Annotated in this window: 14 protein-coding genes; 11 read left to right on the top strand and 3 right to left on the bottom strand. The window is 70.5% G+C overall.

The window, feature by feature from the left end; all coding sequences use genetic code 11:
• The first annotated feature begins 6 nt into the window (after positions 1–6).
• The 6 genes from AB0I79_RS30055 to AB0I79_RS30030 all read left to right on the top strand — a co-directional run bounded on the left by AB0I79_RS30055 (position 7) and on the right by AB0I79_RS30030 (position 6,153).
• The gene (locus tag AB0I79_RS30055; RefSeq protein ID WP_357879699.1) at positions 7–1,611 is read left to right on the top strand and encodes a lipid II flippase MurJ; all 1,605 of its coding nucleotides are present in this window, start codon (positions 7–9) and stop codon (positions 1,609–1,611) included.
• Between the two features lie 205 nt (positions 1,612–1,816).
• Positions 1,817–3,079: a glycosyltransferase family 4 protein gene (locus AB0I79_RS30050; RefSeq protein WP_357879696.1), complete on the top strand. Its 1,263-nt coding sequence runs from the start codon at positions 1,817–1,819 to the stop codon at positions 3,077–3,079.
• Between the two features lie 193 nt (positions 3,080–3,272).
• A complete protein-coding gene (locus tag AB0I79_RS30045) occupies positions 3,273–4,256 on the top strand; it encodes a TerC family protein (RefSeq protein ID WP_357879693.1) in 984 nt (327 codons plus the stop codon).
• A 138-nt stretch (positions 4,257–4,394) separates the two neighbouring features.
• A complete protein-coding gene (locus AB0I79_RS30040; RefSeq protein ID WP_357879690.1) occupies positions 4,395–5,006 on the top strand; it encodes a phosphatidylserine decarboxylase in 612 nt (203 codons plus the stop codon).
• Entirely contained in the window at positions 4,993–5,826 is an 834-nt protein-coding gene (gene pssA / locus AB0I79_RS30035) for a CDP-diacylglycerol--serine O-phosphatidyltransferase (protein WP_357879688.1), read from the top strand. The genes AB0I79_RS30040 and pssA overlap by 14 nt, the downstream gene beginning before the upstream one ends.
• 51 nt (positions 5,827–5,877) lie before the next feature.
• On the top strand, positions 5,878–6,153 hold the full coding sequence (locus AB0I79_RS30030; RefSeq protein ID WP_357879685.1) for a hypothetical protein: 276 nt from the start codon (positions 5,878–5,880) through the stop codon (positions 6,151–6,153).
• Between the two features lie 16 nt (positions 6,154–6,169).
• Here the strand turns inward: AB0I79_RS30030 and AB0I79_RS30025 are convergent, their stop codons facing one another.
• Entirely contained in the window at positions 6,170–6,829 is a 660-nt protein-coding gene (locus AB0I79_RS30025; protein ID WP_357879682.1) for an MBL fold metallo-hydrolase, read from the bottom strand.
• Entirely contained in the window at positions 6,826–7,635 is an 810-nt protein-coding gene (locus tag AB0I79_RS30020) for a maleylpyruvate isomerase family mycothiol-dependent enzyme (RefSeq protein ID WP_357879679.1), read from the bottom strand. The genes AB0I79_RS30025 and AB0I79_RS30020 overlap by 4 nt, the downstream gene beginning before the upstream one ends.
• A 215-nt stretch (positions 7,636–7,850) precedes the next feature.
• Between AB0I79_RS30020 and uvrA the strand changes: the two genes are divergently transcribed.
• Entirely contained in the window at positions 7,851–10,691 is a 2,841-nt protein-coding gene (gene uvrA / locus AB0I79_RS30015) for an excinuclease ABC subunit UvrA (RefSeq protein WP_357879676.1), read from the top strand.
• 135 nt (positions 10,692–10,826) lie between these two features.
• Here uvrA and AB0I79_RS30010 read toward each other — a convergent pair whose 3' ends face one another.
• The gene (locus AB0I79_RS30010) at positions 10,827–11,630 is read right to left on the bottom strand and encodes a DUF2306 domain-containing protein (protein WP_357879673.1); all 804 of its coding nucleotides are present in this window, start codon (positions 11,628–11,630) and stop codon (positions 10,827–10,829) included.
• Between the two features lie 127 nt (positions 11,631–11,757).
• Here AB0I79_RS30010 and AB0I79_RS30005 point away from each other — a divergent pair, with 127 nt between their 5' ends.
• From AB0I79_RS30005 to uvrC, 4 genes are all read left to right on the top strand, one after another.
• On the top strand, positions 11,758–12,189 hold the full coding sequence (locus AB0I79_RS30005) for a Rieske (2Fe-2S) protein (protein WP_357879670.1): 432 nt from the start codon (positions 11,758–11,760) through the stop codon (positions 12,187–12,189).
• A 105-nt stretch (positions 12,190–12,294) separates the two neighbouring features.
• A complete protein-coding gene (locus tag AB0I79_RS30000) occupies positions 12,295–12,747 on the top strand; it encodes a Rieske (2Fe-2S) protein (protein WP_357879667.1) in 453 nt (150 codons plus the stop codon).
• Positions 12,748–12,793: 46 nt separating this feature from the next.
• Positions 12,794–13,261: a Rieske (2Fe-2S) protein gene (locus AB0I79_RS29995; protein WP_357879664.1), complete on the top strand. Its 468-nt coding sequence runs from the start codon at positions 12,794–12,796 to the stop codon at positions 13,259–13,261.
• A 97-nt stretch (positions 13,262–13,358) separates the two neighbouring features.
• Positions 13,359–15,287, top strand: a complete 1,929-nt coding sequence (gene uvrC / locus AB0I79_RS29990) for an excinuclease ABC subunit UvrC (protein ID WP_357879660.1) — start codon at positions 13,359–13,361, stop codon at positions 15,285–15,287.
• The last annotated feature ends 37 nt before the right edge of the window (positions 15,288–15,324 follow it).

The following is a 15,324-nucleotide window of genomic DNA, read 5'->3' as shown; positions in this document are numbered from 1 at the left end:
GGCCGGGTGGGTGTGGTGACGGCGCGGGGCGTCGCGGGCGGCGCGATGCTCATCGGGGCGATCACCGTGCTGGCGCGCGTCATCGGGTTCGCCAAGCAGTACGCGTTCGCCACCACCGTCGGCACCAACTGCCTGTCCACGGCCTACATGACGGCCAACCAGATCCCCAACATCATCTTCGAGGTCGTGGCCGGCGGCGCGCTGGCGGGCATGGTCGTGCCCATGCTGGCCGGTGCCGCCGATCGGGGCTCGCGGGAGCGGGCGGGGTGGATCGGCTCGGCGCTGCTCACTTGGGTGCTGGTCGTGCTCGTCCCGGTGGGCGTGCTGCTGGCGGTGTTCGCCGGGCCGATCGTCGGGCTGTTCTTCGGCGGCGCCATCGACCGGTGCGAGGTGGGCGAGGTGAGCGCGGTCGCCACGCGCATGCTGGTCGTGTTCGCTCCCCAGATCCCCCTGTACGGCGTCGCCGTGGTGCTCTACGGCGTGCTGCAGTCGCACAAGCGGTTCACCGGGCCGGCGGTCGCGCCCCTGGTGTCCAGCATCGTGGTCATCGTGGCGTACCTGCTGTTCGTGCCGCTCAGCGGCGGGGAGAGCGACCCGGGGGCGGTGCCGAGGCCCGCCGAGCTGGCGCTGTCGGTGGGCACGAGCCTGGGCGTGCTGTCGCTGGTGCTGGCCGTGATCGGGCCCGTGGCGCGGCTGGGGCTGCGGTGGCGGCCGACCTTACGGTTCCCCGACGGGGTGGCCGGGCAGGTGCGCAGGCTCGCGCTGGCGGGCATCGCGGCGCTCCTCGCCCAGCAGGCGGCCATGATCGTGGTGCTGGTCCTGTCGAACCACGCGATCGGCAACGGGGCCATCGCCGTCTACAACTACGCGTGGGCCATCTACCTGGTGCCTTACGCGGTGCTGGCCGTGCCCATCGCCACCAGCGCGTTCCCCCGGCTGTCGGCGCAGGCGGGAGAGCCCGAGGCGTTCGCGGCGCTGGCGGCGCGCACGACCCGGGCCGTGGTGCTGGTGTCGGGGCTGGCCGCCGGCATGCTGGCCGCCGCGTCGGGGCCCGGCGCCGTGGTGTTCCTGGCGGACAAGAGCGAGGTGCCGCCGGAGCAGCTGGCGGCGGCGATCGCGCTGTTCACGCCGGGGCTCGTCGGATACGGGCTCATCGCGCATCTGAGCCGGGTGCTGTACGCGGCCGGCCGGGGGCGGGCGGTGGCCGTCGGGACCGTGGCCGGGTGGGGTGTCGTGATGGTGGCGCAGACCGTCTTCGTGGTGGTGCTGCCCGACGAGTGGGAGATCGGCGGGATGGCGCTCGGGATGAGCGTGGGCATGAGCGTGGGCGGCGGGATGCTGCTGTGGTCGGTGGTGCGGGCACGCGGGCGCGCGGCCGTGGCCGGGCTCGTCAGGGCCGGGGCGGCGGCGGTCGCCGGAGGGGTGCTGGGGTACCTCGCGGGGGCCGGCGCGGTGGCGCTGCTCGGTGTGAGCGGCGTGTGGGCGAACGCGGGGGCGGCGGTGCTGGGCGCGGTCGTGGCGCTCGTCGTGGGCGGGGCCGTCGTGGCCCTGGTGGACCGGGCCGATGCGGCGGCGGTGACCCAGCTGCTGCGGCGGGGCGGGAACGACTGAGGCGCCCGGAAGTGGCGGCGGGAACGGCTGAGGTGCTCGGGGGTAGCGGCGGAACGAACTGAGGTGCTCGGGGGTAGCGGCGGGAACGAACTGAGGTGCTCAGTGATGGGGCGGCGAGGCTGAGTGCTCGGTGTGGTGGGGCCGGGGACGGCTGAGTGCTCGGTGGCGGCAGGATCGTGGTGACGGGATGAGGAGGGAGCGGGGCGTGCGGGTGGCTTTCGTGCTGGGCACCACGTCGGGCGGCACCGGGCGGCATGTGCTGATGCTCGTGGAGGGGCTCGTGCGGCGCGGGCACCAGGTGCTCGTGATCGGGCCGGGGAGTGTCGAGGAGCAGTTCTCGTTCGGCGGCGCGGGGGCCAGGTTCGTCGAGGTGCCCGTCTCCGACCGGCCGCATCCCGTGAACGACCTGCGGGCGGTGCTGGCGGTCCGGCGGCTGACCCGGGGCGCCGACGTCGTGCACGCCCATGGGCTGCGGGCCGGGGCGCTGGCCGCGCTGGGGCGGCGGGGCCCGGTGGTGACCCTGCACAACGCGCTGACCGCGGGCGGGTTCGTGGGTCTCGTCTACGGGGTGCTGGAGCGGATCGTGGCACGGCGGGCCGGGCACGTGCTCACCGTCTCGCCGGACCTGGCCGAGCGGATGCGGCGACTCGGCGCTCGTGACGTCCGGGCGGCCATGGTGGCGGCGCCCGTGCCGCGGCCGGCGAAGCGGACGCCTCAGGAGATCAGGGACGAACTGCAGGCGGGGGACCGGCCCATCCTGCTCACCGTCGCCAGGCTGGCCCAGCAGAAGGGGCTGGAGACGCTGCTCGACATCGCGGCCGGGCCGTGGCGCGCCGTCGGCGACGGGCCGGCGGGAGTGCCGGGTGGGGGTGCTGACGGGTCGGCTGGAGCGGCGGGTGGGGGTGCTGATGAGTCGGCTGGCGCCGCGGGTGGGGGTGCTGACGGGTCGGCTGGCGCCGCGGGTGGGGGTGCTGACGGGTCGTCGGCCGGAGCCGCGGGTGGAGGTGTTCACGGGTCGCCGGGAGCGCCGGGCGGGGGAGGCGGGGAGCCGCTGTTCGTCGTGGCCGGGGAAGGGCCGCTGCGGGGCGAGCTGCAGCGCAGGATCGACGCCGAGGGGCTGCCCGTCGTGCTGCTGGGCAACCGGGACGACGTGCCCGACCTGCTCGGCGCGGCCGTCGCGCTGCTGATGCCGAGCCGGTGGGAGGGGCAGCCGCTCACGCTCAGGGAGGCGCTCATGACCGGGACACCGGCCATCGCCTCCAAGGTGGGCGGGATTCCTGAGATTCTCGGGGACGCCGGGATCCTCGTGCCCTACGGGGAGGCGGAGAAGTTCCGCGAAGCCGTACGGGAGCTGCTGGAGACGCCTGGAACTGCGCGGACGCTGGCAGCGGCGGCCGAGCGGCGGGGGCGGGAGATGCCCGGGAGCGACGAGGTCGTGGCGGACGTGCTCGGGGTGTACCGGGCATGACGCCCGGAGGATGATTACGCGTGGTCCATGCGTTCTCATATACTGCCTGGGTTAGGGAGGGGAGTATCCCTTCGCGACAGCCTCGTCATCACGGTGCAGCCCCGCTCCACGGGGCCCCCGGGGCTGCCGGTCCGCAGTTTTCCGCGGGCGGGAGAGACCTCCGGCGCTGAAGCATGCTTGCCGGAGGGTCTGAGTGACTGAACCTTTGTGGGCCTGGATCGCCGTGATCGGCGGTCTTCTTGTCGTCCTTGCCGTTGACTTGTGGATCGTCGACCGCGGAGAAGCACGTGAGTTCTCCATGCGGCAGGCCGGCTACTGGGTCACCTTCTATGTCGCTCTCGCCGTGGCGTTCGGAATTCTGCTGTGGTTCACCTCCGGAGGCGACAGAGCCGGAGAGTTCTTCGCGGGCTACATCACCGAATACAGCCTCAGCGTCGACAACCTGTTCGTCTTCTTCATCATCATGAGCCGGTTCGCCGTCCCCAAGGCGTACCAGCACAAGGTGCTGCTCGTCGGCATCCTGCTCGCGCTCGTGATGCGCGGCATCTTCATCGCGCTGGGCGCGGCGGCGCTCGAGCGGTTCGGCTGGCTGTTCTACGTCTTCGGCGCCTTCCTCGTCTACACGGCGATCAACATCGTCCGCCAGCATCTCAAGGGCGACGATGAGGAGTTCAACGAGAACGTCGTGCTGCGGTGGGTGCGCCGGGCCTTCCCGACCACCGAGACCTACGTCGGCTCCAAGGTCACCGTCAAGATCGACGGCAAGCGCATGGTGACGCCGATGCTCATCGTGATGGTCGCCATCGGCAGCACCGACCTGCTGTTCGCGCTCGACTCGATTCCGGCGATCTTCGGGCTCACCAAGGACCCCTTCATCGTCTTCACGGCCAACGCGTTCGCCCTGATGGGGCTGCGTCAGCTCTACTTCCTGCTGGGCGGGCTGCTGCAGCGGCTCGTGTACATCAGCTACGGTTTGGCGTTCATCCTGGGGTTCATCGGGGTTAAGCTCGTATTGGAGGCGTTGCACTCCAGCCATGTCTCCTGGGCGCCCGAAATTCCCATCTGGGTGTCGCTCTCGGTCATCGGCGCCACCATGGTCATCACCACCGTGGCGAGCCTGGTCAAGGCCCGCATCGACGCGCGCAAGGGCGAGGAGCCGCATCCGGAGCAGGTCTAGCGAAATGGGCTTCGAGGCGCTTTGCTTGTGTAGTTCTGCCGTGTCATGGTTGCGGGTTCTGTAACATCACGGCAAAGCGCCTTGTCCAGTAACCACCAAAGGTTGTACGTGTCAGACGATTCTGCTAAGCCGAGCCGCATGAGGCTCGCGCGCGGGGTCTCCCCGTGGCTCCTCCCGACGGCGGCTGCGGCGGCCGCCTCCGCTCTGCTGACGCGCCGAGACCGGCGATGGGCACTCGCGGCGGTGCCGCTGAGCGCGCTCACCGGGGGCATGCTCTGGTTCTTCCGCGACCCCGACCGCACGCCGGGCGAGGGCCGCGTGCTGTCGCCCGCCGACGGCGTGGTGCAGAGCATCGACCCGTGGCCCGACGGCCGCACCCGGGTCGCGATCTTCATGAGCCCGCTGAACGTGCACGTCAACCGTGCCCCCCTTGCGGGAAATGTCACCTCCGTGCAGCATGTGGCAGGTGGGTTCCTGCCGGCGTTCAACAAGGACAGCGACCAGAACGAGCGCGTGGTGTGGCATTTCGAGACCACGCTGGGCGACATCGAGATGGTGCAGATCGCGGGCGCCGTGGCGCGCCGGATCGTGCCGTACCTGACCGCCGGGGCCAAGGTGGAGCAGGCCGAGCGGATCGGGCTCATCCGGTTCGGTTCGCGGGTCGACATCTACCTGCCCGAAGGGATCGCTCCCGCGGTGTCCGTGGGCCAGAAGACGGTGGCGGGGGTGACCAGAATTGACCGCGGCTGACGCCGGTAGCTGGCAGGCGGAAGAGGAAGAGCCTCGCGGCCCGGTCGGCAAGGCGTTCCGCCTGTCCGCCGCCGACTCGCTCTCGCTCGGCAACGCCGTCTGCGGGTTCCTCGCGGTGTGCGTGCTGGCCTACTCCGCCATCCAGCAGCTCCAGGTCGACGGCGGGCGGTTCACGCCCGCTCCCAGCTACTTCGCGACCGCCATCGTGCTGCTGCTCATCGGCGCGACCTGCGACCTGTTCGACGGGCTCGTGGCGCGCCGCTTCCGCGCCTCGGCGATGGGCGCCGAGCTCGACAACCTCGCCGACGTCATCAGCTTCGGGTTCGCGCCCGCGTTCATGGTCGTGATCTGGGGCGGTTTCACGCAGCAGGTGCCGTTCATGGCGGTGCTGGCCGCGGCGGCGGCCGTGCTCGTCGCCGGTGTCGTACGCCTGGCCAGGTTCGCCTGCGTCAAGACCAAGAGCGGCGACTTCATGGGGCTGCCCATCCCGATGGGCGCCATGACCGTGATCTCCATCGTGCTGCTGTTCCAGCCGAGTGTCTGGTCGCTGCTGGCCGTGCTCGGCGTGGCCTGGCTGATGGTCAGCCGCATCGAGTACCCCAAGCCGAAGGGGCAGCTCGCGGCGGTCGTCCTCGGGTGGATCATGGTGAACGTGGCGTTCCTCACGTTCTGGGTGGCCTGGCCCTCGGGCGGCGACCTGCCCATCAAGATCGGCGCGACCATGCAGATCGCGCTCGTGGCGGCGATCCCGCTGCGGGTCCTGTTCTACAAGCGCGAGCAGCGCAAGGAAGCCCAGCGCGTCGGGCACTACAAAGGCTAACCGATCCGCAAGTGGCGGGATTTTTCGTCATACTTCGGCTTTGATGGAGCCATGTCGGCCACGCCGCGCGAGCACACGCGCACGTACCATCTCGGCAAGCTGGCCACGGAGCTGGAGCAACGCGGGCTGACCGCCCTGCTGCGGTCGTACCCGCCCGCGTTGCGCATCAGCCACCCCGACACGGTCATGCTGGCCGAGACAGTCGACTGCGTGCCCCTCTCCGAGGGGTGGTTCTACCGGTGGTCGTGGGGCGAGCTCGTCGGGCTGACCGACGATCCCGCCCTGGCGGCCGACCGGATCGTCCGCGTGCTGGCCGCTCGCCAGTGAGCCGCCCGCGACCCGGCTACCAGCCCCTGGCCTTCCACTCCGGCAGCGCGGGACGCTCCACGCCCAGCGTGGTGTCCTTGCCGTGGCCCGGGTAGACCCAGGTCTCGTCGGGCAGGCGGTCGAAGATCCGCTCCACCACGTCGGCGTAGAGCTGGGTGAAACGCTCGGAGTCGTCCCACGTGTTGCCGACGCCGCCGGGGAACAGCGAGTCGCCGGTGAACAGGTGAGGCCCGGCCTCGTCGCCGCCGTCGTACAGCAGCGCGATCGAGCCCGGTGTGTGCCCCCGCAGATGGATGACCTCCAGGGTGACCGCGCCGACCGTGATCGTGTCGCCGTGCTCGACCGTGCGGTCCACGGGCACGGGCAGGGCGGGCGCGTCGAGCGGGTGGGCGATGACCTGCGCGCCGGTCACCTTCGTCACCTGCTCCAGCGCCTGCCAGTGGTCGCCGTGCTGGTGGGTGGTGACGATCGTGCCGACCGGCTGGTCGGCCATGAGGGCGAGCAGCCGGTCGGAGTCGGCCGCCGCGTCGATGAGCAGGCCCTCACCGGTCTCGGTGCAGCGCAGCAGATAGGCGTTGTTGTCGTACGGGCCGACGGCGAGCTTGCAGATCGTCAGCGCGGGCAGCTCGCGCACGTCGGCGGGGCCGCCGACCTGGACGTCACCTGTATAGGTCATGGGTAGTCCTTCGGGGGCGTCGCGGGTAGATCAGCGGGGGCCGGCATCGACAGCCACGGTGGCGGCTCTGGAAGATCGGCGCCCCCGGGACCTGGCAGATGCGACTGCCCCGCGGGCAACAGACTAACGCCCTGCCCCCCGGACCTGCCGGTGAGCCAGGCAAGCATGTCGCGTGGCGTGCCCGTGACGGCCGGTCCCTGACCGAGCCCCGGCCAGATCACCGCCGCCTCGCCGCCGTCCGGGGCGCGCTCCGTGAGCACGATCTCGCTCACCGTGCTGTGCTCGCGTGACCAGGTGCGGCGGATGTCGTGCAGCTCGCGGCGGACGAACGGCTCCGGCCAGTCCGGCGGGCCGTATCCGGCTGCCAGGTCCACGTGGTGGATGCCGACCTCGCGCAGGCGGCGTACGAGCACGTACCAGGCGGGGTGGGGCGGCGGGCGCATCCCCTCCACCGGCGCCGACCAGGCGTGCGCGGGGAGGTCGCGGACGGCGGCGGCGAAACGGGCCGCCCCGTCCTCGACGTCGGCCAGGAGACGGGCCGCCGGGCGGGCGGCGGTGGCCTCGATCTCGGCCGACCTGGCCTCGTGGGAGGTGTACTGAGGGGTGCGGACGCCGGTCTTCGCCCAGGTCAGCAGGTTGATGTAGGAGTCGGCGTTCCTGGCGAGGTGGGCGAGGACGTGTCCTCTGGTCCAGCCGGGTAGGAGAGAGGGTGCGGCGGCGTCGGCGCCGGAGAGGGTCGCGGCCGTGGCCAGCAGCTGGTTCGTCGCCGAGGCGAGCTCGGCCTGCAGCGCAGGTAGGACGGTCATGTCCAGGGATTTTGTCATCTAGGGTGGCGTGGCAGGGCGGGCATAAAGCCGCAGGTCAGGAGGTTGAATGTTGAAGGGCTCCTTCCTGCGGGGGAGTTGCCCGTAACCTGTGAGGGACGGATTTTCGGGGGCCGCGAAGCGGGCCGCCGAAATTGTCGGAGCCGCCGTCTACCATCCCCCGTGGACCTATCCGCCTTTCGACTTCCGGGATCGCCGTGGCAGACCGCCTCATCGTGCGTGGTGCACGAGAACACAACCTCAAGGACGTCTCGCTCGACCTGCCGCGAGACTCGCTGATCGTCTTCACCGGCCTGTCCGGCTCGGGCAAGTCGAGCCTGGCCTTCGACACGATCTTCGCTGAGGGCCAGCGGCGCTACGTCGAGTCCCTGTCGGCGTACGCCCGCCAATTCCTCGGCCAGATGGACAAGCCCGACGTCGACTTCATCGAGGGCCTGTCGCCCGCGGTCTCCATCGACCAGAAGGCCACCAGCAAGAACCCCCGCTCGACCGTCGGCACCATCACCGAGGTCTACGACTACCTGCGGCTGCTGTGGGCGCGCATCGGAAAGCCGCACTGCCCGGTGTGCGCGCGGCCGATCGCCCGCCAGTCGCCGCAGCAGATCGTCGACAGGGTGATGGAGCTGGAGGAGGGCACCCGCTTCCAGGTGCTCGCGCCGGTCATCAGGCAGCGCAAGGGCGAGTACGCCGAGCTGTTCCGCGAGCTGCAGACCAAGGGCTTCGCCCGGGCCAGGGTCGACGGCACCGTGGTCCGGCTGGAGGAGCCGCCGACGCTGAAGAAGTACGAGAAGCACGACATCGAGGTCATCGTCGACCGCCTGTCGGTCAAGGAGTCGGCACGGCGCCGGCTCACCGACTCGGTCGAGACCGCGTTGCAGCTCTCCGGCGGCACGATCACGCTCGAGTTCGTCGACCTGCCGGAAGGCGACCCGGGCCGCGAGCGCTTCTACTCCGAGCACCTCTACTGCCCCTACGACGACCTGTCGTTCGAGGAGATGGAGCCGCGCTCGTTCTCCTTCAACTCCCCCTTCGGCGCCTGCCCCGAGTGCACGGGCCTGGGCACCAAGATGGAGGTGGACCCCGACCTGGTGGTGCCCGATCCCGAGCGCACGCTCGGCGACGGCGCCCTCCACCCGTGGTCCGGCGGTCACACCAGCGAGTACTTCTCCAGGCTGATCGAGGCGCTCGGGCACGCGGTCGGGTTCACGCTCGACACGCCGTGGGACCGGCTGCCGAAGAAGGCGCAGAAGTCGCTGCTGTACGGGCACGACGAGCAGGTGCACGTCCGCTACAGCAACCGTTACGGCCGCCAGCGCTCCTACTACACGACCTACGACGGCGTCATCCCGTGGGTGCAGCGCCGGCACGCCGAGGCCGAGAGCGACGCCGCGCGCGAGCGCTTCGAAGGCTACATGCGCGAGATCCCGTGCCCCGCCTGCAAGGGGGCCAGGCTCAAGCCGGTCAGCCTCGCGGTCACCGTCTCGGGCAAGTCGATCGCCGAGGTCTCGGGCATGTCGATCGGCGAGTGCGCCAAGTTCCTGGCCGCGCTCAAGCTGTCCGACCGCGACATGCAGATCGCCGAGCGGGTGGTCAAGGAGATCAACGCCCGGATGGGCTTCCTGCTCGACGTCGGCCTCGACTACCTGACCATGGACCGCGCCGCCGCGACCCTGGCGGGCGGCGAGGCGCAGCGCATCAGGCTGGCCACGCAGATCGGCTCGGGCCTGGTCGGCGTCCTGTACGTGCTGGACGAGCCGTCCATCGGCCTGCACCAGCGCGACAACATGCGCCTGCTCGACACGCTGATCAGGCTGCGCGACATGGGCAACACGCTGATCGTCGTCGAGCACGACGAGGACACGATCGCGGCGGCCGACTGGGTCGTCGACATCGGCCCCGGCGCGGGTGAGCACGGCGGCCAGGTCGTGGTCTCCGGCACCGTCCAGGACCTCCTCGCCAGCGAGGAGTCGTTGACGGGGGCGTACCTGTCGGGGCGCAGGAGCATCCCGATCCCCGCCAAGCGCCGCAAGCGCGACAAGAAGCGGCAGATCACGGTCAAGGGCGCGCGCGAGCACAACCTCAAGGGCGTGGACATCGAGTTCCCGCTGGGCGTGTTCACGGCCGTCACGGGCGTGTCGGGGTCAGGGAAGTCGACGCTGGTCAACGACATCCTGTACAACGCGCTGGCCAAGGAGCTCAACGGCGCGCGCACGGTGCCGGGGCGGCACTCCCGGATCAACGGCATGGACCAGGTCGACAAGGTGGTCCACGTGGACCAGTCGCCGATCGGGCGCACGCCGCGCTCCAACCCGGCCACCTACACCGGGGTCTTCGACCACGTGCGCAAGCTGTTCGCGGCCACGGCCGAGGCGAAGGTGCGCGGCTACCAGCCGGGGCGCTTCAGCTTCAACGTCAAGGGCGGGCGCTGCGAGGCGTGCGCGGGCGACGGCACCATCAAGATCGAGATGAACTTCCTGCCCGACGTCTACGTCCCCTGCGAGGTCTGCCACGGCGCCCGCTACAACCGGGAGACGCTGGAGGTCCACTACAAGGGCAAGACGATCGCCGAGGTGCTCGACATGCCGATCGAGGAGGCCCTGGGCTTCTTCGAGGCGATCCCCGCGATCAAGCGGCACCTGCAGACGCTCAACGACGTCGGCCTGGGGTACGTGCGGCTGGGGCAGCCGGCGACCACGCTGTCCGGCGGTGAGGCGCAGCGCGTCAAGCTCGCCTCCGAGCTGCAGCGGCGGCAGACCGGGCGGACCATCTACGTCCTCGACGAGCCGACCACCGGTCTGCACTTCGAGGACATCCGGCGGCTGCTCGGGGTGCTCGGGCGGCTGGTGGACGGCGGGAACACGGTGATCGTCATCGAGCACAACCTCGATGTGATCAAGACCGCCGACTGGATCATCGACATGGGGCCCGAGGGCGGGTCCCGTGGCGGCACGCTCGTGGCCAGCGGCACGCCGGAGGAGGTCGCGCTGGTGGACGAGAGTCACACGGGGCGCTTCCTGCGCAAGATCCTCGCCCACTGAGGCGCCGCATGGACGCCGCTGACACGCGCCGCTGAGACGTCGTACGCCGCCCGTCCGTGGAGGGACGGGCGGGCGTACCTCGGTGATGCTCGCCGGCCGGTCACCGGCGAGGTGCGGCGGGTGCTGCCGGTCAGGTCAGGTCAGGTCAGCGGCGGGTGCGGTGGTGCTGCCGGTCAGGTCCGGCGAGGTGTGGCGGATGCTGCCTGCCGGGTCGCCGGCGGTGGCGCGGTGGCGGCGCCTGGCGGGGGAGGTGCGTTCGAGCCACCACTCGGCGGCCAGGAGCGGCAGTGTCCAGCCGAGCCAGGCGGCCAGGGCGGCGACGGTGCTCGTGAACAGCGCCACGTCGCCGTGGAAGGTGGTCTCGAGCTGCGGCTCCAGCAGGATCGCGAACAGCACGCTGTAGAGCCGGTTGGTGATGATGGACATGGTCAGCGCGAAGCTGCGGACCATCCACCGGCGGTGGTCGACGAACCGGCGCCGCCTGGCCATCCGCCACCCGGCCAGCGTGCAGCCCAGCCAGAGCAGCGCCAGCATGACGTCGCTGGCCATCGTGACCGGCCCGAACGGGGTCGCCAGCCCCACCACCAGGCCCAGCAGCCCGCTCGGCAGGCACCCGCCGAACACGTACACGCGGCCGATCAGCCGGTGCGCGCGCGGGTGACGCGCGCGGAACCACGGCCAGATCTGCAGGCAGCACGTGACCATCGCGATCGAGCCGAACACCACGTGCATCGAGAGCAGCACGAAGTGCGGCGGGAAGAAGCCGGGAGCGGGCACGCGCGACCGGCCGGGGTCCAGCGACAGGTACGGCGGCAGCGAGAACGCCAGGAACGCGGCCGCCACCACCATCAGCGGCGCCACCCACGGCCGTCGCCACCAGCGGGGACGGCCGGGCGGGGAGACGGGAGAGGCAGGCGGGCGTTCGGCTGGGAGAGTCATGACCGCAGGCTGCGGCCCGCCGCTGACCGTCGGCCTACCACCCGCTGACCGGACCAAAGGGTCGCGTCAATACCCTGGTAACGGCCGCACCTACGGGGGGCAAAAGCGACACGAGGTGCGAGCACGAATGAATCACACGATCGGGGGCGGAGCCATGTCGGAAACCGGGCTGGGACGTCGGGACATGCTGGGCGCGACCGGCGTCGCCGCATGCGGGCTGGCGCTGACGGCGTGCGGGGCCGGGGGCGCGCAGGCCAAGCCGAACCTCAAGGGCAAGGTCCTGGCGAAGACGGCCGAGGTGCCCGTGGGCGGCGGCAAGCTGATCGATGACCTGAAGGTCGTGGTGACGCAGCCCACGCAGGGCGTCTTCAAGGCGTTCAGCTCGTCGTGCACGCACAAGGGCTGCAAGGTCTCCACCCCCAAGGACAACGTGATCAGGTGCGCCTGCCACGGCAGCGAGTTCGCCGCCGACACCGGGCAGGCCACCAAGGGCCCCGCGACCGCGCCGCTCGCGTCGTTCCAGGTGAAGGTCGAAGGCGACGGGATCGTGGTGGCCTGAACAGGTAAATGTGCGTAGTCCAACCGGATTGGCGTCGGGCACGCTGAACCGGCGCCAGGGCGCTGGCCGTACCTGGGAGTGAGAGCCAATCTGGGAGGACGCACCATGACGGAAACGACGCGCCGGACGGTGATGCTCGGTGCCGGGAGCGCTGGGCTCGCGGCCGTTCTGACGGCCTGCGCGAGCTACGGCTCGCCGACCACGGAAGCGGAGGTCGAGCCGCCTGCGGAGGAGCCGTCGTCCGAGGCGCCCAAGAAGAAGAGCGAGGCCAAGCCCAAGGCGCTGGCGAACACCGGTGACATCCCCGAGGGCGGCGGGAAGGTCTTCAAGAACCAGAAGATCGTGGTGACGCAGCCCACGGCGGGGGAGTTCAAGGCGTTCAGCGCGGTCTGCACCCATCAGGGCTGCACGGTCGACGAAGTCGCCGACACCATCAACTGCCCCTGCCACGGCAGCGCGTTCAGCATCACGGACGGCTCCGTGGCGAACGGTCCCGCGACCGAGCCGCTTGAGGAGAAGCAGATCGAGGTGGACGGCGAGAAGATCAGACTCGCCTGAGAAAGGTCTCATGAATTTCTCACCTTGGTTCGCTTGGGTGAGCTGCATGGCAGATGACCTTCAGAGCCGCAGGGCGGTGTTCGCAAGCGTCGGCGCGGGTGGCCTGGCGCTTGCGATCACCGCGTGCAGCGGCGGCACCGACAGCGCCACGACGGCGGGAACCGCCGCGGAATCGAGCGCGCCACAGGCCGGCGCGAGCACCTCAGCGTCCAGCGCACCGCAGGCAGGCGGCGCGCTGGCCAAGACCGCCGACATCCCCGTGGGCGGAGGCACGATCTTCAAGGAGCAGAAGGTCGTGGTGACCCAGCCGACGGCCGGTGAGTTCAAGGCGTTCAGCGCGCTCTGCACGCACAAGGGCTGCCCGGTCGGCAGCGTCGAGGGCGACGCGATCGTGTGCCCTTGCCACAACAGCAAGTTCGCCATCACCGACGGCTCCGTCACGGCCGGACCGGCCGAGCAGCCGCTGGCCGCCCAGCAGATCAAGGTGGAGAACGACCAGATCATGCTGGCCTAGCCGGGGTGCGCCCGCCGTGCGTGCGCCGTACGTGCGCCGTACGTGCGCGAAGAGTACGGCGGGCAACCTTGTCGGTGCGGGCTACTAGGCTGAATGCGTGGCGAGATCAGCGGGTAGCACCTTGAGTTTCCGGCCCAGGCCGGGCTCCATCCCCGAATCCCCCGGGGTCTATCGGTTCAGGGACGCGCACGGCCGGGTGATCTACGTCGGCAAGGCCAAGAGCCTGCGCCAGCGGCTCAACTCCTACTTCGCCGACTTCTCCGCCCTGCACCCGCGCACCCAGACGATGCTGACCACGGCCGCCGACGTCGACTGGACGGTCGTCGGCACCGAGGTGGAGGCGCTGCAGCTCGAATACTCCTGGATCAAGGAGTTCGACCCCCGCTTCAACGTCAAGTACCGCGACGACAAGTCCTACCCCTACCTCGCGGTCACCATGGGCGAGGACTTCCCGCGCGTGCAGGTCATGCGCGGCGCCAAGCGCAAGGGCACCCGCTACTTCGGGCCCTACTCCCACGCCTGGGCCATCCGCGAGACCGTCGACCTGCTGCTGCGGGTCTTCCCGGTGCGCACGTGCAGCAGCGGGGTGTTCAAGCGGGCCGGGCAGATCGGCCGCCCCTGCCTGCTCGGCTACATCGACAAGTGCTCGGCGCCCTGCGTCGGCCGGGTCACCCCCGACGAGCACCGCGCGCTGGCCGAGGACTTCTGCGACTTCATGGCGGGCAACACCGGCCGCTTCATCAAGCGGCTGGAGAAGGAGATGCGCGAGGCCGCCGCCGAGCAGGAGTACGAGCGGGCGGCCCGGCTGCGCGACGACATCCAGGCGTTGCAGCGGGCGCTGGAGAAGCAGGCCGTGGTGCTCGGCGAGGGCACCGACGCCGACGTGATCGCGCTGGCCGAAGACCCGCTCGAAGCCGCCGTCCAGGTCTTCTACGTCCGCGCCGGCCGCATCCGCGGCCAGCGCGGCTGGGTGGTCGACAAGGTCGAGGAGACCTCGCCCGGCGAGCTCGTCGAGCAGTTCCTGCTGCAGATGTACGCCGAGGCCGGCCCCGACTCGATGCCCCGCGAGGTGCTCGTGCCCGCCCTGCCGCCTGACAACGAGGCGGTCGCCGAGCTGCTGAGCGAGCAGCGCCGCGCCCGCGTCGAGGTGCGGGTGCCGCAGCGCGGCGACAAGCGCTCGCTGATGGAGACCGTCGAGCGCAACGCCAAGGAGTCGCTCGCCCAGCACAAGATCCGCCGCGCCGGCGACCTGACCACCCGCAGCAAGGCGTTGCAGGAGATCGCCGACGCGCTCGGCCTCGACCAGGCGCCGCTGCGCATCGAGTGCTACGACGTCTCCCACCTGCAGGGCGAGAACGTCGTGGCGTCCATGGTGGTCTTCGAGGACGGCCTGGCGCGCAAGAGCGAGTACCGCCGCTTCGCCGTCAAGACCAAGGAGGGCGACGTCGCCTCGATCCACGAGGTGATCATGCGGCGGTTCCGCCGCTACCTGGAGGAACGCTCCGCCACGGGCGAGCTGGCCGCCGATGACGACGACGGTCACGGGCCCATCGACCCCGAGACGGGCAGGCCGCGCAAGTTCGCCTACCCGCCCAACCTCGTCGTGGTCGACGGCGCCGGCCCGCAGGCGGCCGCGGCGCAGCGGGCGCTCGACGAGCTCGGCATCGACGAGGTGTCGGTGTGCGGGCTGGCCAAGCGGCTGGAGGAGGTGTGGCTGCCCGGCGACGACCAGCCGGTGATCATGCCTCGTTCAAGTGAGGGTCTCTACCTGCTGCAACGGGTGAGAGACGAAGCACATAGGTTCGCCATCACCTACCATCGTTCCAAGAGGTCCAAGACGGTGAAGGAGAGCGCGCTCGACGGCGTGCCCGGCCTCGGGCCGGCGCGCAGGCAGGCGCTGCTCAAGCACTTCGGCTCCGTGAAGAAGCTACGCGAGGCCACTGCCGCCGAAATCTGCGAGGTTCCCGGCATCGGCCCGTCCATCGCCGAGGTCATCGTGTCGACGCTGAAGGGAGAGTCACCTTGATCTCGCCAGGATGCCAGGGTGTCGTCCGCACCGAACA

The organism is Nonomuraea sp. NPDC050202, from assembly GCF_040656115.1.
In the GTDB taxonomy this organism is placed as follows: domain Bacteria; phylum Actinomycetota; class Actinomycetes; order Streptosporangiales; family Streptosporangiaceae; genus Nonomuraea.
Note: the sequence above shows the minus strand (reverse complement) of the source record. Positions and strands in the feature narration are given on the sequence as shown.